General features: G+C 50.4%; 25 protein-coding genes and 1 other RNA gene. 16 read left to right on the forward strand and 10 right to left on the reverse strand.

Going from position 1 to position 26650, the window contains the following annotated elements:
• Positions 1-7: 7 nt before the first annotated feature.
• The 9 genes from FOC66_RS07105 to murU all read left to right on the forward strand — a co-directional run bounded on the left by FOC66_RS07105 (position 8) and on the right by murU (position 5159).
• Entirely contained in the window at positions 8-310 is a 303-nt protein-coding gene (locus FOC66_RS07105; protein ID WP_003681511.1) for a cell division protein ZapA, read from the forward strand.
• Between the two features lie 7 nt (positions 311-317).
• Positions 318-498, forward strand: a non-coding RNA gene (gene ssrS / locus FOC66_RS07110) — 6S RNA.
• A 178-nt stretch (positions 499-676) separates the two neighbouring features.
• Complete coding sequence (rplM, locus tag FOC66_RS07115) at positions 677-1108, forward strand: 50S ribosomal protein L13 (RefSeq protein WP_003684605.1); 432 nt, start codon at positions 677-679, stop codon at positions 1106-1108.
• 12 nt (positions 1109-1120) lie between these two features.
• Positions 1121-1513, forward strand: coding sequence for a 30S ribosomal protein S9 (gene rpsI / locus FOC66_RS07120; protein ID WP_003681515.1), 393 nt, complete (start codon positions 1121-1123; stop codon positions 1511-1513).
• Between the two features lie 89 nt (positions 1514-1602).
• A complete protein-coding gene (locus FOC66_RS07125; RefSeq protein WP_003749012.1) occupies positions 1603-2112 on the forward strand; it encodes a protein disulfide oxidoreductase in 510 nt (169 codons plus the stop codon).
• 340 nt (positions 2113-2452) lie between these two features.
• Positions 2453-2890: a homoprotocatechuate degradation operon regulator HpaR gene (gene hpaR / locus FOC66_RS07130; RefSeq protein ID WP_003749014.1), complete on the forward strand. Its 438-nt coding sequence runs from the start codon at positions 2453-2455 to the stop codon at positions 2888-2890.
• A gap of 10 nt (positions 2891-2900) precedes the next feature.
• On the forward strand, positions 2901-3401 hold the full coding sequence (hpaC, locus tag FOC66_RS07135) for a 4-hydroxyphenylacetate 3-monooxygenase, reductase component (protein WP_003749016.1): 501 nt from the start codon (positions 2901-2903) through the stop codon (positions 3399-3401).
• 18 nt (positions 3402-3419) lie between these two features.
• A complete protein-coding gene (locus FOC66_RS07140) occupies positions 3420-4370 on the forward strand; it encodes a ketopantoate reductase family protein (protein ID WP_003749018.1) in 951 nt (316 codons plus the stop codon).
• 93 nt (positions 4371-4463) lie between these two features.
• Entirely contained in the window at positions 4464-5159 is a 696-nt protein-coding gene (gene murU / locus FOC66_RS07145) for an N-acetylmuramate alpha-1-phosphate uridylyltransferase MurU (protein ID WP_003749020.1), read from the forward strand.
• Between the two features lie 89 nt (positions 5160-5248).
• On the opposite strand, the gene rarD is transcribed toward murU, so the two are convergent.
• The 5 genes from rarD to FOC66_RS07170 all read right to left on the reverse strand — a co-directional run bounded on the left by rarD (position 5249) and on the right by FOC66_RS07170 (position 11525).
• Positions 5249-6154 carry an EamA family transporter RarD gene (gene rarD / locus FOC66_RS07150; protein WP_003749022.1) on the reverse strand — a complete coding sequence of 302 codons (906 nt, stop codon included), beginning with the start codon at positions 6152-6154 and terminating at the stop codon, positions 5249-5251.
• A 176-nt stretch (positions 6155-6330) separates the two neighbouring features.
• The gene (gene tsaD / locus FOC66_RS07155) at positions 6331-7401 is read right to left on the reverse strand and encodes a tRNA (adenosine(37)-N6)-threonylcarbamoyltransferase complex transferase subunit TsaD (protein ID WP_003749024.1); all 1071 of its coding nucleotides are present in this window, start codon (positions 7399-7401) and stop codon (positions 6331-6333) included.
• Positions 7402-7500: 99 nt separating this feature from the next.
• A complete protein-coding gene (gene ccsB, locus FOC66_RS07160; RefSeq protein WP_003749026.1) occupies positions 7501-8688 on the reverse strand; it encodes a c-type cytochrome biogenesis protein CcsB in 1188 nt (395 codons plus the stop codon).
• On the reverse strand, positions 8681-10633 hold the full coding sequence (locus FOC66_RS07165; RefSeq protein WP_036494025.1) for a cytochrome c biogenesis protein ResB: 1953 nt from the start codon (positions 10631-10633) through the stop codon (positions 8681-8683). The genes ccsB and FOC66_RS07165 overlap by 8 nt, the downstream gene beginning before the upstream one ends.
• A 268-nt stretch (positions 10634-10901) precedes the next feature.
• On the reverse strand, positions 10902-11525 hold the full coding sequence (locus tag FOC66_RS07170) for a c-type cytochrome (protein ID WP_003749030.1): 624 nt from the start codon (positions 11523-11525) through the stop codon (positions 10902-10904).
• A gap of 215 nt (positions 11526-11740) precedes the next feature.
• On the opposite strand from FOC66_RS07170, the gene yihA reads away from it, so the two are divergent.
• Complete coding sequence (gene yihA / locus FOC66_RS07175) at positions 11741-12382, forward strand: ribosome biogenesis GTP-binding protein YihA/YsxC (protein WP_003749033.1); 642 nt, start codon at positions 11741-11743, stop codon at positions 12380-12382.
• A 215-nt stretch (positions 12383-12597) separates the two neighbouring features.
• Here yihA and FOC66_RS07180 read toward each other — a convergent pair whose 3' ends face one another.
• From FOC66_RS07180 to FOC66_RS07190, 3 genes are all read right to left on the reverse strand, one after another.
• Positions 12598-12816, reverse strand: a complete 219-nt coding sequence (locus FOC66_RS07180; RefSeq protein ID WP_003749035.1) for a hypothetical protein — start codon at positions 12814-12816, stop codon at positions 12598-12600.
• On the reverse strand, positions 12794-13027 hold the full coding sequence (locus FOC66_RS07185) for an RNA-binding S4 domain-containing protein (RefSeq protein WP_002221492.1): 234 nt from the start codon (positions 13025-13027) through the stop codon (positions 12794-12796). Before FOC66_RS07185 ends, FOC66_RS07180 begins: the two co-directional genes overlap by 23 nt.
• Before the next feature lie 115 nt (positions 13028-13142).
• Positions 13143-14048: a LysR family transcriptional regulator gene (locus tag FOC66_RS07190; protein ID WP_003749036.1), complete on the reverse strand. Its 906-nt coding sequence runs from the start codon at positions 14046-14048 to the stop codon at positions 13143-13145.
• 121 nt (positions 14049-14169) lie between these two features.
• On the opposite strand from FOC66_RS07190, the gene FOC66_RS07195 reads away from it, so the two are divergent.
• Together FOC66_RS07195 and dnaE are read left to right on the forward strand one after the other, a co-directional pair.
• Positions 14170-15318, forward strand: coding sequence for an alpha/beta hydrolase (locus tag FOC66_RS07195; RefSeq protein WP_003749038.1), 1149 nt, complete (start codon positions 14170-14172; stop codon positions 15316-15318).
• 94 nt (positions 15319-15412) lie between these two features.
• On the forward strand, positions 15413-18847 hold the full coding sequence (dnaE, locus tag FOC66_RS07200; protein ID WP_003749040.1) for a DNA polymerase III subunit alpha: 3435 nt from the start codon (positions 15413-15415) through the stop codon (positions 18845-18847).
• A 270-nt stretch (positions 18848-19117) separates the two neighbouring features.
• Here the strand turns inward: dnaE and FOC66_RS07205 are convergent, their stop codons facing one another.
• Together FOC66_RS07205 and FOC66_RS07210 are read right to left on the reverse strand one after the other, a co-directional pair.
• Positions 19118-20848: a potassium/proton antiporter gene (locus FOC66_RS07205; RefSeq protein ID WP_155811708.1), complete on the reverse strand. Its 1731-nt coding sequence runs from the start codon at positions 20846-20848 to the stop codon at positions 19118-19120.
• A 449-nt stretch (positions 20849-21297) separates the two neighbouring features.
• Positions 21298-21633: a hypothetical protein gene (locus tag FOC66_RS07210; protein ID WP_003684489.1), complete on the reverse strand. Its 336-nt coding sequence runs from the start codon at positions 21631-21633 to the stop codon at positions 21298-21300.
• A gap of 288 nt (positions 21634-21921) precedes the next feature.
• On the opposite strand from FOC66_RS07210, the gene FOC66_RS07215 reads away from it, so the two are divergent.
• The 4 genes from FOC66_RS07215 (at position 21922) to FOC66_RS07230 (ending at position 26397) form a co-directional block, all read left to right on the forward strand.
• The gene (locus FOC66_RS07215) at positions 21922-22416 is read left to right on the forward strand and encodes a restriction endonuclease (protein ID WP_003749044.1); all 495 of its coding nucleotides are present in this window, start codon (positions 21922-21924) and stop codon (positions 22414-22416) included.
• A 21-nt stretch (positions 22417-22437) separates the two neighbouring features.
• Positions 22438-23301, forward strand: a complete 864-nt coding sequence (locus FOC66_RS07220) for a mechanosensitive ion channel family protein (protein WP_003749046.1) — start codon at positions 22438-22440, stop codon at positions 23299-23301.
• Positions 23302-23372: 71 nt separating this feature from the next.
• Positions 23373-24239, forward strand: coding sequence for a hypothetical protein (locus tag FOC66_RS07225; protein WP_003749048.1), 867 nt, complete (start codon positions 23373-23375; stop codon positions 24237-24239).
• A gap of 121 nt (positions 24240-24360) precedes the next feature.
• Positions 24361-26397 (forward strand): M3 family metallopeptidase, encoded by a 2037-nt coding sequence (locus tag FOC66_RS07230; RefSeq protein WP_003749050.1) that lies wholly within the window; start codon positions 24361-24363, stop codon positions 26395-26397.
• The last annotated feature ends 253 nt before the right edge of the window (positions 26398-26650 follow it).

Here is a 26650-nt window from a genome sequence, read left to right on the forward strand (position 1 = left end):
ATGCCCCGTGAGTATCGAACAAGTCAATCTCGACATCATGAATGTCAACTTCACCATCAATACGCCGAGTGAAGAAAAAGCAACCCTCCTGCAAGCCGTTGAAATGCTCAACAAAAAAAGCGATGCGATTAAAGAAAGCGGCCGCATCGTCGGCACGGACAAAATCGTCGTCATGGCAGCCCTCAACGTCGTACACGACCTCTTGAAAACCACCCTCAACGACGATTTGGCAATCGGTGAATTTGAGCGTAAAATAACCGACATGAACAACGCGTGCCAAAAAGCACTGGCGCGCTTGGAGCAAAACTAATTTCCCCTTTTCCCTGCGGTGTTCGCGAAGGCATATATTCCTTTGAACCAATACGTTCGCTTTAGGTTGCCGGGAGTTGTAGTGGGCGCGAGCGTCCGTTTGCCGGACGCACCCGAAACTACCCGAGGTGACCGCCTTGTCAGCAAGGTTCAAGCGGATTCAGCCTAAACGGCACTCGTGGGGATTCCCTAAAAAAGCCATACCGAAAGGTGTGGCTTTCCCCTTTCTAGGTAAAGACTTTCGTAAAGATTTCCGGCCGTCTGAAAAAACCGCATATTCATGCATCAAACACGCTCAATTAAGATTGACAAAAACCAATCTCCTCTTTAAAATCCATAACTTTCTATATATATCTGGATTCCAACCATGAAAACCTTCTCTGCAAAACCCCACGAGGTGAAGCGCGAATGGTTCGTCATTGACGCAGAAGACAAAGTTCTGGGTCGTGTCGCAGCCGAAGTCGCACACCGTCTGCGCGGCAAACACAAACCCGAATACACCCCTCACGTTGATACCGGCGACTACATCATCGTCATCAATGCAGACAAACTGCGCGTGACCGGTGCTAAATTCGAAGACAAAAAATACTTCCGTCACTCTGGTTTCCCAGGTGGCATCTACGAGCGCACTTTCCGCGAAATGCAAGAGCAATTCCCTGGCCGCGCTTTGGAGCAAGCCGTAAAAGGCATGTTGCCTAAAGGTCCTCTGGGCTACGCCATGATCAAAAAACTGAAAGTGTACGCCGGTGCCGAACACGGCCACGCTGCACAACAACCTAAAGTTTTGGAACTGAAATAATAAGGACACGACATGAACGGTAAATACTACTACGGCACAGGCCGCCGCAAAAGTTCAGTGGCTCGTGTATTCTTGACTAAAGGTACCGGCCAAATCATCGTAAACGGCCGTCCCGTTGACGAATTCTTCGCACGTGAAACCAGCCGCATGGTTGTACGTCAACCCCTGGTTCTGACTGAAAATGCCGAATCTTTCGACATCAAAGTTAACGTAACCGGCGGCGGCGAAACCGGTCAATCCGGCGCTATCCGCCACGGCATTACCCGCGCCCTGATCGACTTTGACGCAGCCCTGAAACCAGCTCTGTCTCAAGCAGGCTTCGTTACTCGCGATGCTCGTGAAGTTGAACGTAAAAAACCAGGTTTGCGCAAAGCACGTCGTGCAAAACAATTCTCCAAACGTTAATACGTTTTCAGAATCGAATCAAAAGCCTTGCTCTGCAAGGCTTTTTTCATTTATCAAACAATCATTCAATCTTTTTTCACGGCAAATACATGACGAAAACCCTACTCCACTACGCCAAATCATTGCTTCAGGCCGTGATTATTTTCATTTTTCTCTCCTTGATTGTCGACTGGGTACGCAAACCCGACCAACCATTGCAATCAGCAGCGCAAACCCTCACGCTAACCAACGGACAAACCACCTCCCTCCAATCCTTCAGCCAGAACCGTGTTGCCGTTGTTTACTTTTGGGGTAGCTGGTGCGGTATTTGCTCATACACATCACCGACCATAGAAAAACTGCATCAAGACAATATTCCGACTCTGGGCGTAGCCTTACGCTCAGGAAGCGACAATGATATTGCCCGCCATATGCAAGAAAACAATCTATCCTTTCCAAACGTCAATGATTCAGACGGCCTGATGGCTCAAAAATGGAACATAGCCGTCACACCGACCATTATCATATTAAAAGATGGAAAAATGATTCATCACACATCCGGACTTTCCAGCTACATCGGCTTAAAAATCAGAATTTACTTAGCAGACATCTTCGGCTAAATTCATTGAAAATCCACTAAAAATAGAAAATCCAAAGAATTATCTCTGCCGAATATATTTACCCTATTCCACTTCATAAATAAATAAACTATCTCTTTCCCAATAACATATGATTTTGTTGAGATTATAAAGAAAATAGACTAAGATATAACCATAAGAACAATTGGAAACATTATTATCAAAACAAACTGTTAGAGACCTTCATCTAATATTGTGGCCGTGATGCTTTTGTTCCCATAGACCCGGTTGCCGACGGCAGCCTTAAAACAGCAATATTCGCCTTTATTAATTTACCTCACGCTTCAACGGTTTGATTTTTGATAACCCCGGAGACTTAGTAATGCCCAACCAATCTAAACATGCATCTATCAATATCGGTCTGATTCAGGCAAGGGAAGCATTGATGACCCAATTCCGCCCTATTCTGAACCAAGCCAATATTACTGACCAGCAATGGCGTATCATCCGGCTCTTAGCGGAAAACGGCACACTCGACTTCCAAGACTTGGCCAATCAGGCCTGCATCCTCCGTCCCAGCCTGACCGGCATTCTGACCCGCTTGGAAAAAGCAGGTTTGGCCGTGCGCCTGAAGCCTTCCAACGACCAACGCCGCGTTTATCTGAAACTGACGCCCGAAGGCGAGAAACTCTATGAGTCCACCGGCGCATTGGTTGACGAGCGCTATGACGCAATTGAAAAAGTCCTTTCCAAAGAAAAAATGGCACAACTCAAAGAACTCTTGGCAGAGCTGGCAAAAATCGAACAGGTATTAAAATAAAGCGAGCCGGATGACAGATTCAACACACACACTCAAGAGATCCTTCCGAGATGCCATGGCCTCCTGTGCCGCCGGTGTACACGTTATCACGACAGACGGTGAAGCAGGGCGCTATGGCATTACCATGACTGCCGTCACTGCCGTTACCGACGAGCCGCCGACGGTCATGCTGTGCATCAACCGCCAATCCGCCATCATCCCCATCCTGCAGGGCAACCGCAATTTGTGTATCAACACGCTCAACGACAGCCAGCAGGATGTTGCCGAACACTTTGCCGGACTGACCGACCTCTCGCCCGAAGAACGCTTCGAATACCATATTTGGCATAGAGGGCAAACCGGACAGCTCGAAGTTGAAGGCGCGCTGGCGCACCTGCACGGCAGTATTGTCGAGCAACGCGAAATCGGCACACATTACGTCTTTTTCGTCCAGATCAACGAAATCCGCAATACCGACGCGCAAGCGCCGGCATTGTTGTATTTCCGCAGGCAATTCAAATCTTTGGCATAAAAAGGAATTAATTTTTAGGTGAGAATAGCAATCCTAGGACTCGGAGTTATCGGAACAACTTATGCCTATGCTTTTCAAAAAGCAGGCCATCAAGTAAAACACATACTTAGAAACAGTAGGCGGAACAATGCTCCAAAATCTATCTCGGTTAATTTGCTAGATGGTCGCTGTAATTCCAAAGGGGAAAGCAAACATGATACCTATGAGGTTCAAGTGGCTGAAGCTCATTCAGAATATGATTTTATTTTTCTGAGTGTGCGTTATGGTTTTGTTAAAGAAGCCGTGAAAACCTTGCAAGAAAATAATATCAAAGGAACTCTAGTTTTCTTCTGCAATTTCTGGAATACTCGAAAAGAGATCCAGGAGTGGGCAGGAGAGTACGACTATATTTTAGCTTTTCCGACAGCTGGTGGACATATGACCGAGGATCATTTGGACGGTGTTCTGTTCGACCATTTAATGCTAGAAGGTGAGCAAAAAGCAAAAATTCTTAATTATGTCAATCTGACGACTTTACTGACCTCTGTAGATTTGAAGTGGGAAGTTCCTCATGATATGGTCGAGTGGATTTGGATTCATATGGCGATTAATGCGGGTGTTACTTCAACAGCTGCACGTTCGGGAAAACTGGAAAACCCGGAAGAGTTAGCCCTAAACTTGATGAATAGTTCTTCAGAATTATCATTAGCTATCAAAGCCATTCGAGAGGCTTTGAAAGTCGTTGAAGCACGTGGCGTAAATTTGAAGCTTTATAAAGCTGAGCTCTTACCTTACAAAATTCCCGCTTGGCTTGCCGGAAGAGCTATGAAAGTCATGTTTGCTAAAAATGAAATGACCCGAAAGATTATGACATTACACAATGACAAACAAGATATCTTCTATTGTTGTCAAAGTGTCTTTCAGACAGGTCAAGAGTTAGGTATTGAGATGCCCATTCTGGAAGCAAATATGAAGGGGATTTCGATCTAGAAGGTTTTAAGGGTCTCAGGCCGTCTGAAACATCGGTTTCATTTTTTCAGACGGCCTGAGACTTTTTCTGTTTCACACATTATAGGCACACCCATGAAAGCAATGATATTGGCCGCCGGTCGCGGCGAGCGTATGCGCCCGCTGACCGACCACACGCCCAAACCTTTACTCGAAGTAGCAGGCACGCCGCTTATCGGCTGGCACTTGCGCCGCCTGCAGCAGGCCGGATTTACTGAAATCGTCATCAACCATGCCTGGCTTGGCCAACAAATTGAAGACACCTTGAAAGACGGTGCGGACTACGGCGTGTGCATTGCCTATTCTCCCGAGCGTGCCGGAGGCCTGGAAACCGCCGGCGGCATTGCCACCGCCCTGCCGCTTTTGGGCAACGATCCGTTTTTAGTCATCAATGGCGATGTGTTGACTGACATTGATTTCCAAGCTGCACGACTGGCTGCCCAGCGCATACAGGAACACAACCTTCTTGCCCATTTGTGGCTGGTGGACAATCCACCCCATCATCCCGAAGGCGACTTCGGCCTGCTTTCAGACGGCCTGGTATCTGCATCATCCGCAGACGGCCAAGCCCTTACTTTCAGTGGTGTGGGCGTTTATCATCCTGCGCTTTTCAAAGACACCCCGGCACACCAGGCTGCCAAGCTTGCCCCTCTGTTGCGTCAAGCCATGAGCCAAAATCAAATCAGCGGCGAATACCACAACGGCCTTTGGTTGGACGTCGGCACAGTCGAACGCCTGCAAGAAGCCGACCGTATCGCCCAAAGCTGGTAAAACAAAAGGGACGTATCCGATACGCCCCTTTTAATACTCAAGGCCGTCTGAAAACATTGATCAAACCATTTTCAGACGGCCTCAATCCATCAATCAAATTTTGCCAATTTCTTTTCTTTCTTCATCCCCAACAGGCCATTGGCAATCATCACGCACAATCCCGACCAAATCAATCCGTAGCCGATCAATGCGCCGCCCTGCACCGGCTCGCCCAGCCACACAATCGACACAATAAAAAGCAATACAGGCTCCAAATAGCTCAACATGCCGAACACTGCCACCGGCAGCAACTGATTTGCCTTCAAATTCAAATGCATGGATATTGCACTATTAAAACCCAGCAACACAATAAAAAAGATTAAAACCGGTTTGGCCGCAATCATCGCCGGCGTATCCGTTGCCAACACAATATATGCCAACGCAAACGGCGTAATCATCATCAAATCAAAGGTCAGCCCGATTAAGGAAGGCACGCCCAGCTTGCGGCGCAGCAGATAATAAAACGGATAAGTACCGAACACCCATACAGTCGTCCACGAAAACGCGCCCGACCGCACCAATTCGCATGCCACGCCTGCACACGCCAAGATTACCGCCACCCTCTGCAACCGGTTCAAACGCTCTTTAAACCAAATCCGTCCGCCCAGCATCATCGCCAAAGGAAACAGGAAATAACCCATGGCAATGTTTACCCCTTCCCCATTGACCGGCCCCCAGACAAACAGCCACAACTGGCTGGCAAATATCGGCGTCGGCAATACAATCAGCAGCCATCGTTTCCAATCCCGGCCGACGCCATAAGCAAAACGCATTGCCGCCTGCCAACCGTTGACCATGGTCATCAGCACGCACAAAGCCGACAGCATGGCAACCATGCGCCAGGCAAACACCTCCGTCCCCGTCATCGGCCTCATCCACATACCGTACAGAAACAGCATGGAAAATAACAAATTGGACGCTACCGCAGCCAGCAAACCTTTGGATAAATTCGTCATTTCAGACTGCCTTTTGCAATCAATCAAAGTTAATATTGTAGAAAAAACGGATGAAAAAATTACTCATCTTTTTGAATGAAGTTGTACCGCAAACATCTATTTCATTAAAGGCCGTCTGAAAACCCTGTCTTCAGGTTTTCAGACGGCCTTTCATTACATCGAAGCAGTCTAATGTATCAACCCTGCTTCACAATATCCGACAGCGGCCAGCGCGGCTTAACATTGAATGCACCGACAGCCTGACGCTCGGCAAGACGCATCGCGCCGGCAAAGGCAATCATTGCGCCGTTGTCGGTACAGTATGCCATCGGTGGGAAATAGACGTTGATTTTTTCTTCCTGCGGCTTGGGTTTGCCTTTTTCAGACGGCATTTTGACGGTCAAGCGCGAAAATTCATCGCGCAATTTCCAGTTTGCACCCACACCGCCGGCAACCACCAAAGTTCTGAAGCCGGTATCCAACAACGCTTTTTTGGCTTTGGCCGCCAACACGTCAACCACCGCATCTTGGAAAGCGCGGCAAATGTCGTTGCGTGTTTGTTCCGGAATTTCATCGCAACCGGTTTCGGCACGGACTTTTTCGACAGCGGTCAAAACGGCGGTTTTCAAACCGGAAAAGCTCATCTGCAAATCGTGCGAATGCAGCATGGGGCGTGGGAACGTGAAGGCATCAGGCGTGCCGAGTTTGGCCAGCTCGGATAATTTGGCACCGCCGGGATAAGGCAGCCCCAACAGCTTGGCCGTTTTGTCGAACGCTTCGCCTGCCGCATCGTCCACGCTCTCACCCAGCAAGGTGTAATCGCCGATACCGCGTACAGCCATAAATTGCGTATGTCCGCCCGACACCAGCAAAGCGACAAATGGAAACTCAGGCTTGTCGTCTGCCAACAAGGGTGAGAGCAAATGGCCTTCAAGATGGTGGACGGGGATAACGGGCTTGCCGATGGCAAATGCCAACGCATTGGCGAAGCCCGAACCGGCCAGCAATGCGCCGCCCAAGCCCGGGCCTTGCGTAAAGGCAACCGCGTCGATGTCGGCATAGCCTACGCCTGCTTCCTTCAAGCAACCTTGCGTCAACGGCACGACACGGCGGATATGGTCGCGGCTGGCCAATTCGGGGACAACGCCGCCGTATTCGGCGTGCATCGCCATCTGGGTGTGCAAATGATGCGCCAACAGGCCGCGCTCGGTGTCGTAGAGCGCAACGCCGGTTTCGTCGCAAGATGATTCAATTCCTAATACCAACATGGTTTGAGGCCGTCTGAAAAAATGATTAAAAACGATTCAGACGGCGTTTTCTCCGAAAACGGAAAAAGGCCGTCTGAAATAAAGTGCGGAATAAGCGGTTTACAAAGTGCCGTAAGAGTGCAGGCCGCTCAAAAACATATTCACGCCGATAAAGGCAAAGGCGGTAATGACCAGGCCGATGACCGCCCACCAAGCCAACACTTTGCCGCGCCAGCCTGCCACCAGCCGCAAATGCAACCAGACCGCGTAATTCAGCCAAACGATAAATGCCCAAGTTTCTTTCGGGTCCCAGCTCCAATAGCGGCCCCACGCATCGGCCGCCCACAATGCGCCGAGAATGGTGGCAATGGTGAAGAATAGGAAACCGACGGCAATCGCTTTGTACATGACTTCTTCAATGACTTGAGATTGCGGCAGCCATGATTTTTTGCCCGCATCTTCTTTTCTGAGCGCCAAAAGTTCGGCAATACCCAGCATGGCGGCGATACAGAATGCGCCGTAGCCGATAAAGTTGGCCGGAACGTGGATTTTCATCCACCAAGACTGCAAAGCAGGAATCAGCGGCTGAATGGTATGTGCCTCGCGCGAAACGCTGTACCACAAGACAAATCCGACTACGACCGCCATAAAGCTGAAGACAAATCCGCCCAGTTTTTGTACGGCAAAACGGCCTTCGTAATAGAGGTACATCAGTGCCGTAATGACCAAGAACAAGATGAATACTTCGTAAAGGTTGGAAACCGGAATATGGCCGGCATCGGGACGCAACAGATAGCTTTCATGCCAGCGTACCAGCAGGCCGACAAAGCCCGCCATCGCGGAAACCCACGCAAACACGCTCCCCATGCCCAAAAGCGTATTGGTCGGCACATTCTTGCGCACCGCCGCTATCGCGCCGACGATATAGGCAAACAAGGCAAAGAACACAAACGCGCATTGCCACATAATCGCCGACTGGCTGCTTAACAGGTATTTGAGCAGGAAGCCGTCTGCGCGTTTGATATCGCCGCCATACAAATCAACGGCCAAATACGCCAGGCACACGCCCACAGGGATAAACCAGCGCATCGGTTTGAAAAACCAACCCAGAAAAACGGCAATACCGGCACTCGCCCACAAAATCACCATTTCGTAGATGTCCATGTGCAGACCGGCCTGGGTTTGGGCAATAAACGCACCGATGGCAATCAGCAGTGCGAATGCCCAGTCGAAGAGGTTGAGGTTTCGGATAAATGATTTGTGTGTCAGAAGCTCATGCTCGGGCAAGGCCTGATGTTTGTTATTCATGGTTCAAATCCTTGGCAAGCTGCTGCAATTGCCGTGTGTGTTGCGGAAATTCTTTCTGCAAGTCGCGTTCGTTGCGGCTGGAAGACATGGCAAAACGGATACGGCCGTCTGAAAACAGCAGCCAAGCGCGTTTTTCACGAATATAGAACATAAACACCGTACCCAACACCAGCAATACCGAACCCAGATACACCAAGAATGCGCCCGGCGAACGGGTCATCTGCAATCCGGAAGAGCGCACTTCGGAATAGCCGTCCAATTGCAGCAACATCGGCGCAGGATACTCGGTCAAACCGGTGTACGCATCCATTGCATGCAGCAGGAAGCGGTTGCGCTTTTCGTCTTGCGGCCAAGCCGGCAGGTTGTATGTACTGATCGTGTCTTCCAAAGCGGCATTCATCACGCCATAGAGCATCTCGTAGAAATAGCCCTGCATTTTTTCCTGCTGGTCTTTGGGAATATTGGTGGTAACAAATTTGTCCAAAGCCAAATAGCCGCCTTTGGCAAAAATCGACAAGGTGTTTTCCGCCGCCGCCATGAATTGTTCGCGGATTTCGGCGGGGGCGCCTTTGACGGCATTGGCAACGGTTTTACGGCGTGCCGCATCATCTTTCAGATATTGGCGCAAAGCCATAAAGGTATCGATTTGGCCGTTTTTATCCATCGGAATGCGCAACCAGCGGTATTGCTGCGCCAAGCCGCTGCGCGTGCCGGTAATGAAGAAATAGTCTTCATCTTGTTTCAGCGGCAACATATAGTTTTTATATTCGACCGCCTGCCCCGCTTTGTCGCGGATGCGGTAAACGATAGACGGGCCGATATTGGTGTATTTTTTGCCTTCTTGACGGACGGAACGAACATCGTTGATGGCGGATTTTAAGTTTTGCTCTTTTTCAGACGGCTCGCTCATGTCTTCGACGTTCATCGAAGTAAACTGGTCAAATTCCAGCTTATAAGAAGTCTTGCCCAAATCCAGCGGAAACTCGCGCATGGAAGTTGCTTTGAGTTTGACCGGAGCACGGTCGGCATCAGCCAGATTCCACGCTTTAAACGTCAAGTCCGAGCCGCCGTCGGCGAAACTTGCCTGATAAACCGTAATACCGTGCAGCGTCAAAGGATGATTGACGCGGATGGTATGTTCGCTGACTTTGCCGGTTGCCTTGTCCGTGACTTCCAAGTCGCTGGCAAAATCGCGCGGCATACCGGTATCGTAAAAGTCGATATGGAATTTCTTCAATTTGACCGAAAACGGCAGGTCTTGCACCAGCATGCCGTTATCCGCATTCAGAAACACCACGTCCGCGCTCTGCCCTTCCGAAATATTGACATTGCCCCTAAACGACAAATTGGACGCGCCCAACACGCTTTCGGGCTTAAAGTCTTTGGCGTAAACCGCCGTATTGTCCGGCACAACCCGGCCGGTGAGCATACCGATTTTCAGCAGGATGTTGCTGTCTATCAAACCACCCAAACAAATCACAATCAGCGCGGCATGGGCAAAGATATAGCCCCATTTGTTCATCGCGCCTTTTTTCGCCGCCACCAAAACCGAACCGTCTTCACGCGTAACGGTTTTGCAGCCGTAGCCCTGCACTTCCAAATAACGTTGCGCAACTTCGGGCGTTACCTGTCCGTCTAAAACGATGGAATGGCGCATTGCCGCCAGTGATTTTTCCTTGGCGTTTTCACGGAAGGAACGAATCTCACGCAAAAACGGCGGAACATTGCGAATCAGGCACAATCCGGTGGAAATCACCAAAAACATCATGATGACAACGAACCACGCCGAGGCGTACACGTCGTACAGGCCCAAAAAGCCGAAAATCTGCGACCAAAACGGGCCGAATTTCACCAAATAATCGACTTGCGGCTGGTTTTGCTGCAAGACCGTACCGATAATCGAAGCCACGCCCAACAGGCTGAGCAGGGCGACGGCAAAACGCATGGAGCTGAAAAAGGCAAACCACGGTCTGCGGATGAGTGGGACGGATGAAGAAGATTTACTCATGTCTCAAATGTCGGCTTGGGGCAACCCGATTGATGGAACGGACTGCAATGACGTGTGATGCGAAAGGAAGAATACTGCATATTGCAGTAAAAATCTTGCCGTCGCTATTTGAAAAAACCAATCAGGCTTATCGGTTTATATTGGCTAAGGCCGTCTGAAGGGTTTTCAGACGGCCTGTATCAATAAACTCGTTTCAGAACGAAATTTAGTGCAAACCTTGAATAAAGTTGGCTACTGCGTTCAACTCTTCTTCGCTCAGGCGGTTGGCAATATCGGCCATGATGGCGTTTTTACGTTGGCCGGATTGGTAAGCTTTCATTTGCTCGACAACGTAAGCTTTGTGTTGGCCGCCCAGACGAGGATAGGCTTGGATTTCAGTACCGCCGCCAGGGATACCTGCGCCGCTAGGACCGTGGCAAGACATACATGCCGGCAGTTTTTTAGCGCTCAGGCCGCCGCGATAGATTTTCGCGCCCAGCTCCGGGTTTTCTTTAGGATTGGCTTCGCCCGGTTTACCTTGTTGTTTGGCGTAGTAGGCGGCAGCGTCGCGGATGTCTTGTTCGGACAAGTTCATCACCATCGGTTTCATCACGCCGGCAGCACCGTGGGTACGGGTACCGTCTTTGATGGCCATGGTTTGGCCGTAGACGTAGGCCGCAGCCTGACCTGCCAGTTTAGGATAAGTTGCGATACCGCTGTTACCATCGGCTGCGTGACACGCCGCACAGATAGTAGTCGCTACCTGTTTGCCTTTTTCAGCATCTGCTTTAGGGGCAGCGGAAACCGCACCGGCAGCCAATACCAAGGCCAATAAAGTCAATCGTTTCATGGAGTGCTCCTGATTACAGCATTGCGTACCGCGTCAATGCCTTTTTTATACTCAAATACCGGGGAATTTTCCCGATTAAAACCGATAATTCTATAAACGTGCTATTCTATACCAAGTTTACATTAAATTACTACTCAAATTACCAAACTGCTGCAACATAAATGCCCGATACAAATTATGATGTTGCAGTTTTGTTTCCATGCAAGGGAATACTGATGAACCTTTTTCAAAACGCCAAATTCTTTACAACGGTCAACCATCTGAAAGACCTGCCCGACACGCCGGCCGAGATTGCCTTTGTCGGCCGAAGCAATGCCGGCAAATCCAGCGCCATCAATACCTTAACCAATCACGTGCGCCTAGCCTACGTTTCCAAAACACCGGGCCGCACCCAACACATCAATTTCTTTGAGCTGGAAAACGGCAACTTCATGGTTGACTTGCCCGGCTACGGCTACGCGCAAGTACCGGAGGCCATCCGTGCGCACTGGGTCAAACTCTTGGGCGACTACCTGCAACAACGCCGCCAGCTGATCGGCCTGATTCTGATTATGGACTCGCGCCATCCGCTCAAGGCTTTAGACATTCAAATGCTGGACTTTTTCCACATTACCGGCCGTCCTGTGCATATCCTGCTGTCAAAAGCAGACAAGCTGTCTAAAAACGACCAGATTAAAACTTTGGCGGCGGTAAAAAAATCACTCAAACCCTACACCGACCGCCAAAAAATCAGCGTTCAACTGTTTTCCAGCTTGAAAAAACAAGGCATGGACGAAGTCAATCAAGTGGTCGGCTCATGGTTTGACGCGCATCGCGAAGAAATCGAGAATTTTGCAGGCGAAACATCGCCTGAGTGATTGTAAAACAAGACGGAATAAGATGAATTGACCAACCGCAAATCTTATTCCGTCATTTGTTTTTCTATCATGCCGTTTTCTATCTGACTTTCAAAGGGTATGTATGCGCATCCCCTTTTTTATTGCGTTTTTTCTTATCGCAAACTCAAAACGCCATAACGATATATCAGTAAGATTCTCAAAGATATGCGGTTTCTATTCAACCAAACCATTTTTCAGACGGCCTTTGCACCATCTTCGCCGTCTACCCAACCTGATTCTTTCAACTTCCGCCGTTGCGCATCATATCGGGCTTTTTCCGCCCAATACATTGTCTGAATACAGGCATCGCCGCACTCGCTGCCGCAACACTCCCACGACTCGGGGCGGACAGGTTCATCTAAAATCGGCTCGCCCAAAATGGCTTCGGCCTTATTCTTCAGGGTCGTATCCATCGGCGATTTCCAAGCGCGCACCGTCAAACTCAATCACTTCGCCGCCACGGATTTTGGCGGTTTTACGGGTTTCGGTTTCGCCGTTGCGCAACACCAGCCCTTCGGCAATAAACGCTTTTGCCTGTCCGCCACTTTCGGCAAGACCGGCCAGTTTCAACAGGTCGCACAAAGCGATGTATTCGTTGTCTTCAAGATAGACAGTGGCTTCCATAATTCAATCCTTTTTAATGATGGCGATATTTTAACATGGCCGTCTGAAAGAAAATCCTCCTCCTGTTTTATTCATTCTGATAAACCCAAGAGCTTTGCAAAATCCTCACGCTTGGCTATCTCTCAAATTCCTTTTTCAAAATTCCTTCCAGTATTTCAAAGACTTTCAATACCCTTGGTGGTGTAACAGTTTCGTATGGGCGGTATAAAAACAGTTGCCATTTTTGAATCTCCACTTCAGGAAATAAACGAACAAGCTGTCCTGATTTTAGATAAGGCTCACACAAGAAATCACTCAACATTCCTGCTGATTTTCCTTGCAATACAGCCTGTAAATAGCTGTATACATCTGTACTTAAAAAATTAATACGGCGGGGGGGCAAGACTTGCTCACTGTTAATCGGGAAATGCCATGCTCTCCCTGTGCTGAGGTTGATTTGTCCGGCAAAAGGATAGCGTTCTGCCAAATCATCTAATGAAGTAGGTTTGCCTAGTTGTGCTATGAGCTCCGGTGAGGCAACTAATATATCGCCAATGTCCGTGATTTTTTTAACAATAAAATTTTCATCTGGTTGTAAACCAATGCGCAGACCGATGTCAACACGGTGCGTTACGGTATCAAGTTTGCTCATATCGTCACGCCAATCAATAATCAGCTCAGGATAAGGCGAAAGTGCGGTCAGTAATTGCGACAGAACACTATCATTAATTCGCCAGCTCGGCACAGTAATGCGTACCAAACCTGTCATGTCATTTTCTTGACGTTGTTTTCTGGATATAAATAAGCGTTCGCTTTGTGCCAATAAAGCTTGCGCCTCAGGTAAAAATTGCTCACCAAAATCGGTCAGCCTAACCTGTCTAGTATTACGTTGAAAAAGCGGCTCGCCTAAATAATCTTCCAATTCAGCAATGATTCGTGTAATCACGGGTGGTGAAACAGCTAAGCGATTGGCGGTTTCTTTAAATTGTAAGGTTTCCGCCAGCGAGCAAAAAATTTTTAGGCTTTCAAAGCGATTTTTCATACAGTTAATTATTCCATTTTTAGAAATTATAAATTTGTATTTTATAAATTTACTGAAAATAGTTCAATTCCTATAATGCCCACATCAACGAAACAATCACTCTCAAATTAAAGGAGAACACATGGGCAAAAAAACATTTTTCAAAACAACCGCACTTGTAGCAGTTTTAGGTTCAACATTATTAGGAGGAAACGCCATGGGCGCATTACCACAAAATGCCACAGCCGTTGAAGTACCGGCTCAAACGATTCAATTAACACAAGAATGGGACAAAATTTTCCCTAAATCCGATAAAGTAGATCATCGCAAAGTGACCTTTAAAAACCGCTACGGTTTGACTTTGGTTGGTGATTTATATGTACCGAAAAACGCCAAAGGTAAATTACCTGCTATTGCAGTAAGCGGTCCATTTGGTGCGGTAAAAGAGCAAACATCTGGTCTTTATGCCCAAACGTTAGCTGAACGTGGTTTCGTTACTATTGCCTTTGACGGCTCATACACTGGCGAAAGTTCAGGCACACCACGCAATGTACCATCACCTGAAATCAACACTGAAGACTTCTCAGCAGCGGTAGATTTTTTAGGCTCTTTAGATAATGTTAATCGTGATGAAATCGGGATTTTAGGCGTATGCGGCTGGGGAGGATTTGCCTTGAATGCAGCGGTATCAGACCCTCGCATCAAAGCCGTAGCAGCCAGTACGATGTACGATATGACCCGTGTTACAGCAAACGGCTATGAAATCAAAATGCAAGCGAATGCTGATGGTTCATACGACCGCGCACCTGCGCAAAGTGCTGATGCACGTTATAAAATGAAATTGGATATGAGCAACGCACGTTGGGAAACATCAAAAAACGGTTATGCTGACTTGTTACCACCCATCAACCTTGATCCGAAAAAAGATTTCACGGCGGAAACCCCTAAATTCGTTAAAGAATACGCCAACTTCTACCGTACCGAACGCGGCTACCACCCTCGTAGCGTAAACTCAAACCCTGATGCGTCTTGGACTGTAACGGGTATGTTACCGCTGATTAATATGCCAATTTTGAAATATGCGGCAGAATTGAAAGCGCCAGCTTTAGTGGTTCACGGTGAAATTGCTCACAGCCGTTACTTCGGTGAAGATGCTTACAAAGCATTAGGTAGCAAAGATAAAGAGCTGTACATCGTACCAGGTGCAACACACACGGATTTATACGACAACAGCACGAATAAAATTCCGTTTGATAAATTCGAGCAGTTCTTCAAAGCGAAATTGAAATAATGTGAATAAATAAAAGGCCGTCTGAAATGAGTGTTTCAGACGGCCTTTGTCAACCCTGCTACAATACAGCTTTTCTTTTTTCGCCGATTTTGCCATGACCGAGCCGACCTATATCCCCCTGCGCCTGCATACCGAATTCTCGATTACCGACGGTATGGTGCGGATTAAAAAACTGATTGCCAAAGCGCAGGAATACGGTTTGCCTGCTTTGTGCATCAGCGATTTGATGAACGAATTCGGCTTAGTGAAATTCTATAAAGCCTGCCGCGGCGCAGGGATTAAGCCCATCGGGGCGGCAGATGTATGGATAGGCAATCCGAATGCGCCCGACAAGCCGTTCCGCGCCATGCTGATTATCCGCAACGATGCGGGCTATCTGCGCTTGAGCGAGCTTTTGACGGCGGCTTATGTCGGCAAAGACCGCAATGTCCATCATGCGGAACTCAATCCCGAATGGCTGGAAAACGGCGACAACAGCGGCTTGATTTGTTTGAGCGGCGCGCATTACGGCGAAGTGGGCGTGAATCTCTTAAACAGCAATGAAGACGCGGCACGTGCGGCGGCGTTGAAGTATGCGGCGTGGTTTCCTGATGCATTTTATTTAGAGCTGCAACGCCTGCCCGAACGCCCTGAATGGGAGGCTTGCGTTTCGGGCAGCGTGAAGCTGGCGGAGGAGTTGGGTTTGCCGGTGGTGGCGACGCATCCGACACAGTTTATGAACCGCGACGATTTCAACGCGCACGAGGCGAGGGTGTGTATCGCAGGCGGCTGGGTATTGACGGACAAAAAACGTCCGCGCGATTTCACGCCAAGCCAGTTTTTCATTCCGCCGGAAACGATGCTGGAGCGTTTCGCCGACTTGCCCGAAGCCTTGGAAAACACGGTGGAAATCGCCAAACGCTGCAATTTGCACATCACATTGGGCAAAAACTTCCTGCCGCTCTTCCCGACTCCGGACGGCCTGTCGCTGGACGATTATTTGGTGAAACTGTCCAACGAAGGTTTGCAGGAACGCATGGTTCAGCTTTATCCCGACGAGGCAGAGCGTGCGGCAAAAATGCCGGAATATCAGGAACGGCTGGATTTTGAGCTGAACATCATCATCCAGATGAAATTCCCCGGCTATTTCCTTATCGTACAAGACTTTATCAACTGGGCGAAAACGCACGGCTGCCCGGTCGGGCCGGGACGCGGTTCGGGCGCAGGCTCGCTGGTGGCGTATTCATTGAAGATTACCGACCTTGATCCGCTCAAATATGCGCTGCTGTTCGAACGTTTCTTAAACCCCGAACGCGTTTCCATGCCCGACTTTGACGTCGACTTCTGTCAGGCAAACCGCGGCCGCGTGATTGAATATGTGCGCGAAAAATACGGCGCGGATGCGGTAAGCCAGATTGTTACCTTCGGCACGATGTCGTCCAAAGCAGTGATTCGCGACGTCGGACGCGTGCTGGAACTGCCGTTTATGCTGTGCGACAAACTGTCGAAGCTGATTCCGTTGGAAGCCAACAAACCCCTGAGTTTGGAAAAAGCCATGGAGGCCGAGCCGCAGATTCAGGAATTAATCGAAGCGGAAGAAGCGGACGAACTGATTACGCTGGCGAAAAAGCTGGAAGACCTGACGCGCGGTTTGGGTATGCACGCAGGCGGCGTGTTGATTGCGCCGGGCAAGATTTCCGATTACAGCCCCGTGTATCAGGCGGATGAATCCGCCTCGCCCGTATCCATGTACGACAAGGGCGACGTGGAAGACGTGGGTTTGGTGAAATTCGACTTTTTGGGTCTGCGCAACCTGACCATTATCGAAATGGCGCAGAACAACATCAAAACCACCACCGGCGATATCGTCGATGTCGGCAAGATTCCGCTTGACGACCAGGCCGCCTACCAAATCTTCCGCGATGCGAACACCACCGCCGTGTTCCAGTTCGAGTCGACCGGCATGAAAAAAATGCTGAAAACGGCGCACACCACCAAGTTTGAAGAACTCATCGCCTTCGTATCGCTCTACCGCCCCGGCCCGATGGACAACATCCCCGACTTCGTCGCGCGTATGAAGGGGCAGGAATTCCAATACATCCACCCGCTGCTCGAAGGCATCCTCGCGCCGACCTATGGGATTATGGTGTATCAGGAACAAGTGATGCAGGCGGCGCAGATTATCGGCGGCTACTCGCTCGGCGGTGCGGACTTGCTGCGTCGTGCCATGGGTAAGAAAAAGCCCGAAGAAATGGTGAAACACCGCGAAATCTTCGCCGAAGGCGCGGCAAAACAAGGCATTTCGCGCGAAAAATCCGACGAAATCTTCAACTACATGGAAAAATTCGCCGGCTACGGTTTCAACAAATCCCACGCCGCCGCCTACGCCCTGATTTCCTACCAGACCGCATGGCTCAAAGCCCATTACCCCGCCGAATTTATGGCGGCGACCATGTCGTCTGAATTGGACAACACCGACCAGCTCAAACATTTCTACGACGACTGCCGCGCCAACGGCATCGAGTTCCTGCCGCCCGACATCAACGAATCCGACTACCGCTTCACGCCGTATCCGAACATGAAAATCCGCTACGCACTCGGCGCGATTAAAGGCACGGGCGAAGCCGCCGTCGAATCCATCATCGCCGCGCGGCAAAGCGGCGGCAAGTTTACCGGCCTGTTGGACTTCTGCGAGCGCGTCGGCAAAGAACACATGAACCGCCGCACCCTCGAAGCCCTGATACGCGGCGGCGCGTTTGACAGCATCGAACCCAACCGCGCCATGCTCTTGGCAAACATCGACCTCGCCATGAACAACGCCGACCAAAAAGCCGCCAACGCCAATCAGGGCGGGCTGTTTGACATGATGGAAGACGCCATCGAACCGGTGCAGCTCATCGACGCGCCCATGTGGAGCGAATCGGAAAAACTCGCCGAAGAGAAAACCGTCATCGGCTTTTACTTGTCCGGCCACCCGTTCGGCCCGTATGCCCAAGAAGTCCGCCAAATCGCCCCGACCAAATTAGGCCGTCTGAAACCGCAAGACAGCGTGCGCCTCGCCGGATTCGTGACCGCCGTGCGCACCATGATGGGCAAGCGCGGCAAAATCGCCTTCGTCAGCCTCGAAGATTTGAGCGGACAAATTGAAATCATGGTCAGCGGCCAGACGCTGGAAAACTGCGCCGACTACCTCAAGTCCGACCAAGTGCTGATTATCGAATCCAAAGTCAGCCGCGACGACTACGGCGGTGGCGACGGTCTGCGCATCATGGCAAACCAAGTCATGACCCTGCAAATGGCGCGCGAACGCTACGCCCGCAGCCTCAGCCTCGCCCTCTCCCCCGGCCACGACATCGAACGCCTCGCCGCCATCCTCACCGCCCACCGCCTGCCCGATACGGCGCACATCCCGCTGCAACTGTCGTACAGCAACGGCAAAGCATCGGGCAAATTGAAAATTGCGCCCAAATGGATGGTAACGCCAAGCACCGCTTTGTTTGAAGAACTGGAAACATTGCTCGGCAGCAGGGCAGTCCGCGTGAATTGGTAACACTAAAGGCCGTCTGAAACCATACGTTCAGACGGCCTTTTTCAATTTCATTACAAAAGCTATTTTCCTTTATGATTTTTCTAGAATGAAAGTATTGCCATAAAATAAATACCCTGTAGTTTTAACAAATTCTATCCGGCGTATTCATTCCTAAATCAAAATATTGTACCCAAACATAAGGCTATACCATCACTGCAATAAATGTTGCAAGCACCAATATACAGAAAATCTGTCGTCGTTTGGTTTTTTGTGTAGAAATCACGACATAGCCTAGCTTTCCCGACGCGGTACTTTCAACCCCATACTCTTCACGACACCGTTCTGATCGGTTTCTTTAACCGTCAATGAAAACCCGTCAACGACAATGCGGTCGCCCTCGACGGGCTGCGCGCTGCCTCCTCTGGATTGAAACCATTCGAGCAGGCTCATACCGGCTTCGCCGTCTTCCAGCTTCAACCCGTACGCCGCTGCCAAATCGCCGGTATTGGCATACGGGTCGACGGCAAATTCGCCGAAGAAATCAAAATTTTCGCGCACATTCTGCCCGGTTTCACTGAAGTATTTCGCCATTTTGTCCACTTGGCTGTCAGGCAGGATATACCAAGCCGTATCGCCTTCCCTCAAAACCGTATCATTCTGCATTTCGATTTTCCGCCCGTCACGTATCAGCGCGAAACAGCGCAAGTCAAACGACTCCGAAATGGGGGCGACGGCATCGGGATGCTTGCCTTCCGCCTCAGATTCCTTCGTTACCTTAAAAGAAAACAAAGCCACGGCTTCGCGTTCCGACAGCCAAATGTCGTGCATTCCTTCCGGCTCGGGTTTGGGCGGCATGGCGACCTTGAGCAGACGCGCCATGACGGGTATCGTCGTTCCTTGAATCAGCAGGGAAAGTACGACGACGGCAAAGGCGACATTGAACAACAGTTCAGAATTCGGCACGCCCATGACCAAAGGCATCATCGCCAAAGAAATCGGTACTGCGCCGCGCAACCCGAGCCAACTGATGTAGGCTTTTTCACGCACACTGTATCCAAATTTCCACAAGCCGCTGAAAACGGCAAGCGGACGGGCGACCAGCATGAGGAATACGGCGATAACCAAGGCATCGACGCTTTTTTCCCAAACGCTGCTGGGCGTTACCAACAAACCCAGTACGACGAACAAAGTCGCCTGCGCCAGCCACGCCAGGCCGTCCATCACACGCCAAACGTGTTCGGTTGCGCGGGTATGCTGGTTGCCGACGATAATCCCCGCCAGATAAACCGCCAAGAAGCCGCTGCCGCCGATGGTATTGGTAAATGCGAATACCCACAGGCCGCCTGACACAATCATCAGCGCGTACAATCCTTCCGCAAGGTTCAGACGACGTACGAGTTTCGCCAACACCATTCCGCCCGCCCACCCCATCAGCAGGCCGAAGCCGATTTGGAGCAGCAGCATCCATAAAAACGCCAACACACCTGATTGTTCGGGGTTGGTAATCATGGTAATCAGGGCGGTAACTAAAAAAATCGCCATCGGATCGTTCGCACCGGATTCGATTTCCAAAGTCGCCTGTACCCTGTCATTTAGGCGCACGCCGCTGTGGCGCAGCAGACTGAACACGGCCCCCGCATCGGTTGAGCCGACAATCGCCGCCATCAGTACACCGAATTTCCAATCCAAACCCAAATAAAATGTGGCGAACAAGCCCAAAGGCAACACGGTGGCAAACACGCCCCATGTCGCCAATACCGCAGAAGGCTTCAATGCAATTCGGAAACTTGAAAGCTGGGTCCGCAACCCGCCGTCAAGCAAAATGACGGCTAACGCAAGCTGGCTGATGACGTTGGCCAAAACGAAATTGTCAAAATCGATGCGCCCGATACCGTCCTCACCCGCCAACATTCCAACCGCCAGAAACACCAACAAAAGCGGCATCCCCAGCCTTGCCGACAAAGTGGTCGAAACCACGCTTAAAAACAATAACGCCCCGCCGAGCAAAAATAGATTGTTCATCCAGTCCACGTTGCAAAAGTCCTACCGTTAATAAAAACGAGGCGAAATTGTATCATAAAATCAATAAGATTTACTGAAGGCCTAACCATTATACAGAAATAAAAAAACCGTCTGAAAGACGGCTTCGTTCATACAGAAAACCGCTTTACCCAAACGGCTTTTTCTGCCAATAAAACTTATCCCTTTTTAGACGGCCTTATTGAATAGAGCAATCATCTGAAAAGTTTATTGCAAAAAGCATTTGACTAATAAGGAAAGATAGCCAACAACAAAGAGGAGCGACAATGCCGAAACAATGCCAAGCACCCAGTAAATACATTGGTTCAGTACAGATTTTGCGGCGGTAAGCCGCAGCAGTTTGAAATTTAGGGAAAACCAAGCAAAAGGGGTGAAAATACACCCCCTTTCCCTACAGATGCCCCATATCAAAGGCCGTCTGAAAAACAGTTTTATTTAACGATTTCAACCGGGCCGTGGTCGTCGCAGTGGTCGCCGTGTTGGTGATGCAGGCGGCCGTTGACGATGTAGTCGACATGATCGCCGTGCGGTACGGCTTCGTGGCCGCAACCTTCACCGTGAACGTGGCCGTGGCAGGTGTCAACCGGATGGCAGCCGTCAGGATTGGTTTCATTGACGCTCAGGGCATGCTCGTCGTAGTGGCCGTTGTGCTCATGGTGCAGGTGGCCGTCGTGCAGATAATCGACGTGGCCTTCGTGTTTGATGGCAGTGTGGCCGCAGTTTGCGCCGTGAACGTGGTCATGATGTTCGTGGGTTTTACAGGTCATTTTTCTCTCCTAATGTTCAGTGAATAGCAATCTTTCTCGATTGATTTTTTCATCTTATCTTTTTTTGATACAAACGTAAAAAAATTTACAGTTATTAATATATTGTTACGATATATCATCTATTGATATATCAGCCTATTTTGTTTTTCAGACGGCCTTTTATTTATCATTCATTTATTTTCAGCGGGTAATTTAACCCTTTCCGCCTATGCTGAATATCGAATTTTTCAGCCGTAACGGGTAATATTGAAACCAAGGGATAAATCCTTCAAACAAACAGGTACTGCAATGGGAAAACAAGCCAGACTTTATATGGTTCGCAGCACGCAAGGTGCGCTTTATGATGTATTTTTTGAACGCGGTGTGGCGGCATTGGCCTGGCCCATGCTGGCCGAAGCGGCGGCCAAGGGTTTTGGCCGTGAGGAGCTGACGGATATTTACCGTTCGGCCGTGCCGGATGTGAAGTTGAGAACGGCGCAATCGGGTGCGGCTCAGATGTGGCGGTTTGTCAACGAGTTGGCCGATGGAGATGCCGTACTGACCTACTCGCCTGCCCTGCGCCGTTATCGGGTCGGCAGGATTACGGGCGGCGCGGTGCATTGTCCGCAATGGGACGATGAAAAAATGTCGCTGGTGCGGCCGGTTGAGTGGCTGGGCGAAGTGTGCCGTGACGATTTGAGTGCGGCGGCGCAACGGGCTTTGGGCAGCGTGGCGACTTTGTTTGCGGTATCGGAAGCGTGTGCGGCAGAAATTTTTGAACGCGTGGGTTTTCAGACGGCCTAAGAAGGGAAAGGAAACAGGATTATGTGGAACACCATGCATGAATGGCTGAACGCTTTGCCTGTCAGTGAAGAAATCATCAAATCGGCATTGATGTCGGTATTGATGATTGTGGCCGTTATTGCCGGGCGCAGCATTTTGCTCTCGGCGCATTTTCGCAGCCATCCGGATTTGAGCATTGAAAACAAACGCCGCTCGCTGGTGTTCAGCCGCAACGTAACCATGTTGCTGATCCTGCTCGGGCTGGCGATGATTTGGGCGGCGCAGATTCAAACTTTGGCCTTGTCGATGTTTGCAGTGGCCGCGGCGATTGTGGTGGCAACCAAAGAGCTGATTATGTGTTTGTCCGGCAGCATCCTGCGCTCGGTAACCAAACAATACTCCATCGGCGACTACATCGAAATCAACGGCCTGCGCGGACGGGTGGTCGATATCAATATGCTGAACACGCTGATGATGCAAATCGGCCCTAATCCGTTGATCGGCCAGCTTTCCGGCAAAACGCTCTCGTTTCCCAACAGCCTGCTTTTGAGCCATACCGTGCGCCGCGACAATATTTTGGGCAATTATGTGATTCATACGGTGGAAATCCCCGTGCCGATTCATTTGGATTCGGACGAAATCATAGGCCGTCTGAAAGATGTGCTTGAGCCGTTGTGCGCGGCCTATGTTCCCGTTATCCAACAATATTTGGAAAACGTCCAAGCGCAAAAACTCTTTATTACCCCCGCCGCCCAGCCGCGCGTGTCCCGCGTGCCGCACGATGACAAGGTGTACCACATTATCGTACGCTTCGCATCCCCCGTTTCCAAACGGCTGGAAATACAACAGGCCGTCTTAGACGAATTTTTGCGCACGCAATACCGACTGATCAACCAAACAAAATAGTACGGTGTGTTTATTGATACAATCAAATCCCTTACAATAATAAAGTTCACAATCAACAATAAGGAAAAGTCATGTTGCCCGAATCAGCCCTTGCCGAAATGTACCCCGTCATTATGACCCCCAGCCATGACGGCAAATATTTCCACAACTACACCCTCTCGCTTCTGAACATCGTCCACACCAACGCCTCCCTCGGCCTGCCGCTGCAAGTAATGATGCAGCGCGGCGAAAGCCTGATTACGCGCGCGCGCAACAACTGCGTGGCCAAATTTTTGGAAAACAAAGAATGGACGCATTTATTCTGGATTGACTCCGACATCGGCTTCTCTCCCGATTCATTCTACCGCCTGCTCTTGGCCGATAAAGACGTTGTGGCCGGCGTTTATCCGCTCAAACGCGAAAACTGGCCCCAAGCAGGCCTTCCTGCCGGCATGACCCAAGCCGATTTCGAACGTATGTACACTTCTTACACCGTCAACACCAACGACAAAAATAAAAACGGCGAAATCGTCCTGAAAGTCGATGAAGAAGGCTTTATGAAGGTTCATGACGCACCAACCGGCTTCATGGTCATCAAGCGCAGCGTATTTGAAAAAATGATAGAGGCTTATCCCGAGTTGAACTACGTCTCCGACAGCGACTACAGCCCGGAAAACAAAGGCCTGCACTACCGCTTCTTCGACTGCATGGTCGATCCCGAAAGCAAACGCTACCTGTCCGAAGACTACACCTTCTGCCACCTCTGGCGACAAATCGGCGGCGAAGTGTACGTCGATGTACAATCCAACCTGACCCACCAAGGCGCAAAAGTGTATCACGGCTCGTTTGCCGAATCCCTGCAAACCAATGTTGCCAATGCGGTTTACGCCCCCGAAGGCACCACCATGCGCCTCGAACTGGCCGCCCCGTTGCACGCCAATCCGCGCGGTCCGGAATAAGGTTGGCCGACAGGCAGGCAAAACACTTTAATTCTGCCTGTCTGCCACCATATAACGCCTATCGTTTTCTTTTCAGACGGCCTAAAGGCCGTCTGAAACCATCTTATTCAGGAGAAACCATATGAGCGACAACGTCCTGCTCCACTTGGGCGAAGAACCCCGTTTCGACCAAATCAAAACCGAAGACATCAAACCCGCCCTGCAAACCGCCATTGCCGAAGCGCGCGAACAAATCGCCGCCATCAAAGCACAAACGCACACCGACTGGGCCAACACTGTCGAAAAACTGACCGACATTACCGAACGCGTCGGCCGCATTTGGAGCGTGGTTTCCCATCTCAACTCCGTGGTCGATACGCCCGAATTGCGTGCCGTATACAACGAATTGATGCCAGAAATCACCATCTTCTTCACCGAAATCGGTCAAGACATCGAGTTGTACAACCGCTTTAAAATCATCAAAAACTCTGCCGAATTCGACACCCTCTCCCCGGCGCAGCAAACCAAGCTCAACCACGACTTGCGCGATTTCGTCCTCAGCGGTGCCGAATTGCCGCCCGAACAGCAGGCAGAACTGGCGCAACTGCAAACCGAAGGCGCGCAACTGGGTGCCAAATTCGCACAAAACATCCAAGACGCAACCGACGCTTTCGGCATTTACTTTGACGATGCCGCGCCGCTTGCCGGCATTCCCGAAGACTCCCTCGCCATGTTTGCCGCCGCCGCGCAAAGCGAAGGCAAAACAGGCTACAAAATCGGCCTGCAAATTCCGCACTACCTCGCCGTCATCCAATACGCCGACAACCGCGAACTGCGCGAACAAATCTACCGCGCCTACGTTACCCGTGCCAGCGAATTGTCCGACGACGGCAAATTCGACAATACGGCCAACATCGACCGCACCCTCGAAAACGCATTGAAAACCGCCAAACTGCTCGGTTTCAAAAACTACGCCGAGCTGTCGCTGGCAACCAAAATGGCCGACACGCCCGAACAGGTTTTAAACTTCCTGCACGACCTCGCCCGCCGAGCCAAACCGTTTGCCGAAAAAGACTTTGCCGAAATCAAGGCCTTTGCGTGCGAAAACCTGAATATCGAAGACCCGCAATCGTGGGATTTGAGCTACGCCGCCGAAAAACTGCGCCAAGCCAAATACGCCTTCAGCGAAGCCGAAGTGAAAAAATACTTCCCTATCAGCAAAGTCTTGGCAGGCCTGTTTGCCCAAATCAAAAAACTCTACGGCATCGAGCTGGCTGAAAAAACCGTCCCCGTTTGGCACAAAGACGTGCGCTATTTCGAGCTGAAACAAGACGGCCAAACCATCGGCGGCGTTTACATGGATTTGTACGCACGCGAAGGCAAACGCGGCGGCGCATGGATGGACGGCTACAAAAGCCGTCGCCGTTTCGCCGACGGTACGCTGCAACTGCCGACCGCCTACCTCGTCTGCAACTTCACCCCGCCTGTAGGCGACAAAGAAGCGCGTTTGAGCCACGATGAAATCATCACCCTCTTCCACGAAACTGGCCACGGCCTGCACCACTTGTTGACCCAAGTTGACGAAGTGGGCGTATCCGGCATCAACGGCGTCGAATGGGACGCGGTCGAGCTGCCTAGCCAATTCATGGAAAACTTCGTCTGGGAATACGACGTATTGGCGCAAATGTCCTCGCACGAAGAAACCGGCGCGGTATTGCCGAAAGAGCTGTTCGACAAAATGCACGCCGCCAAAAACTTCCAACGCGGTATGTTCCTCGTCCGTCAAATGGAATTTGCCCTCTTCGACATGGAAATCTACCATCAGGAAGATGAAGGCCGTCTGAAAGAATGGCCGCAAATCTTGGACAAAGTGCGTCAAGAAGTCGCCGTAACCCAACCGCCGGCATACAACCGCTTTGCCTTGAGCTTCAGCCACATCTTCGCCGGCGGCTACGCCGCAGGCTATTACAGCTACGCATGGGCGGAAGTTTTGAGCGCAGACGCTTACGCAGCGTTTGAAGAAAGCGACGACGTGGCCGAAACCGGCCGCCGCTTCTGGAAAGAAGTGCTGGCCGTCGGCGGTTCGCGCAGCGCAGCAGAATCCTTCAAAGCCTTCCGCGGCCGCGAACCAAGCCTGGATGCCCTGCTCCGCCACAGCGGTTTCGACAACGCAGCTTGATTTGAAAATCCGCCGTTTTAAACAGAACGGTTGCTGATTCAACACTAAAGGCCGTCTGAAATGTTTCAGACGGCCTTTTTATAATTAATTCAATATTTTCAGCAAAACAAATAAAACCATTCAGCCGATAAAACCACCCGGCACGGAACGCCGCAGCGGTTGCCATGCTCAATATTTTCCCAATGCGGAAGCCGCCCATAAAAACAGGGCATGTTCCCATGCCCTATCATTTGAATTTCAGACGGTCTTTCGG

Origin of the sequence: Neisseria mucosa, assembly GCF_013267835.1 — a bacterium.
GTDB lineage: Bacteria > Pseudomonadota > Gammaproteobacteria > Burkholderiales > Neisseriaceae > Neisseria.

What these genes read in the sequence shown, in the direction of transcription:
- rplM (WP_003684605.1), top strand. Translation starts at nt 677, where the DNA reads ATGAAAACCTTCTCTGCAAAACCCCACGAGGTGAAGCGCGAATGGTTC.
- rpsI (WP_003681515.1), top strand. Translation starts at nt 1,121, where the DNA reads ATGAACGGTAAATACTACTACGGCACAGGCCGCCGCAAAAGTTCAGTG.
- FOC66_RS07125 (WP_003749012.1), top strand. Translation starts at nt 1,603, where the DNA reads ATGACGAAAACCCTACTCCACTACGCCAAATCATTGCTTCAGGCCGTG.
- hpaR (WP_003749014.1), top strand. Translation starts at nt 2,453, where the DNA reads ATGCCCAACCAATCTAAACATGCATCTATCAATATCGGTCTGATTCAG.
- hpaC (WP_003749016.1), top strand. Translation starts at nt 2,901, where the DNA reads ATGACAGATTCAACACACACACTCAAGAGATCCTTCCGAGATGCCATG.
- murU (WP_003749020.1), top strand. Translation starts at nt 4,464, where the DNA reads ATGAAAGCAATGATATTGGCCGCCGGTCGCGGCGAGCGTATGCGCCCG.
- rarD (WP_003749022.1), bottom strand. Translation starts at nt 6,154, where the DNA reads ATGACGAATTTATCCAAAGGTTTGCTGGCTGCGGTAGCGTCCAATTTG.
- tsaD (WP_003749024.1), bottom strand. Translation starts at nt 7,401, where the DNA reads ATGTTGGTATTAGGAATTGAATCATCTTGCGACGAAACCGGCGTTGCG.
- ccsB (WP_003749026.1), bottom strand. Translation starts at nt 8,688, where the DNA reads ATGAATAACAAACATCAGGCCTTGCCCGAGCATGAGCTTCTGACACAC.
- FOC66_RS07165 (WP_036494025.1), bottom strand. Translation starts at nt 10,633, where the DNA reads ATGCGTTTTGCCGTCGCCCTGCTCAGCCTGTTGGGCGTGGCTTCGATT.
- FOC66_RS07170 (WP_003749030.1), bottom strand. Translation starts at nt 11,525, where the DNA reads ATGAAACGATTGACTTTATTGGCCTTGGTATTGGCTGCCGGTGCGGTT.
- yihA (WP_003749033.1), top strand. Translation starts at nt 11,741, where the DNA reads ATGAACCTTTTTCAAAACGCCAAATTCTTTACAACGGTCAACCATCTG.
- FOC66_RS07180 (WP_003749035.1), bottom strand. Translation starts at nt 12,816, where the DNA reads ATGGATACGACCCTGAAGAATAAGGCCGAAGCCATTTTGGGCGAGCCG.
- FOC66_RS07185 (WP_002221492.1), bottom strand. Translation starts at nt 13,027, where the DNA reads ATGGAAGCCACTGTCTATCTTGAAGACAACGAATACATCGCTTTGTGC.
- FOC66_RS07190 (WP_003749036.1), bottom strand. Translation starts at nt 14,048, where the DNA reads ATGAAAAATCGCTTTGAAAGCCTAAAAATTTTTTGCTCGCTGGCGGAA.
- FOC66_RS07195 (WP_003749038.1), top strand. Translation starts at nt 14,170, where the DNA reads ATGGGCAAAAAAACATTTTTCAAAACAACCGCACTTGTAGCAGTTTTA.
- dnaE (WP_003749040.1), top strand. Translation starts at nt 15,413, where the DNA reads ATGACCGAGCCGACCTATATCCCCCTGCGCCTGCATACCGAATTCTCG.
- FOC66_RS07205 (WP_155811708.1), bottom strand. Translation starts at nt 20,848, where the DNA reads ATGAACAATCTATTTTTGCTCGGCGGGGCGTTATTGTTTTTAAGCGTG.
- FOC66_RS07210 (WP_003684489.1), bottom strand. Translation starts at nt 21,633, where the DNA reads ATGACCTGTAAAACCCACGAACATCATGACCACGTTCACGGCGCAAAC.
- FOC66_RS07215 (WP_003749044.1), top strand. Translation starts at nt 21,922, where the DNA reads ATGGGAAAACAAGCCAGACTTTATATGGTTCGCAGCACGCAAGGTGCG.
- FOC66_RS07220 (WP_003749046.1), top strand. Translation starts at nt 22,438, where the DNA reads ATGTGGAACACCATGCATGAATGGCTGAACGCTTTGCCTGTCAGTGAA.
- FOC66_RS07225 (WP_003749048.1), top strand. Translation starts at nt 23,373, where the DNA reads ATGTTGCCCGAATCAGCCCTTGCCGAAATGTACCCCGTCATTATGACC.
- FOC66_RS07230 (WP_003749050.1), top strand. Translation starts at nt 24,361, where the DNA reads ATGAGCGACAACGTCCTGCTCCACTTGGGCGAAGAACCCCGTTTCGAC.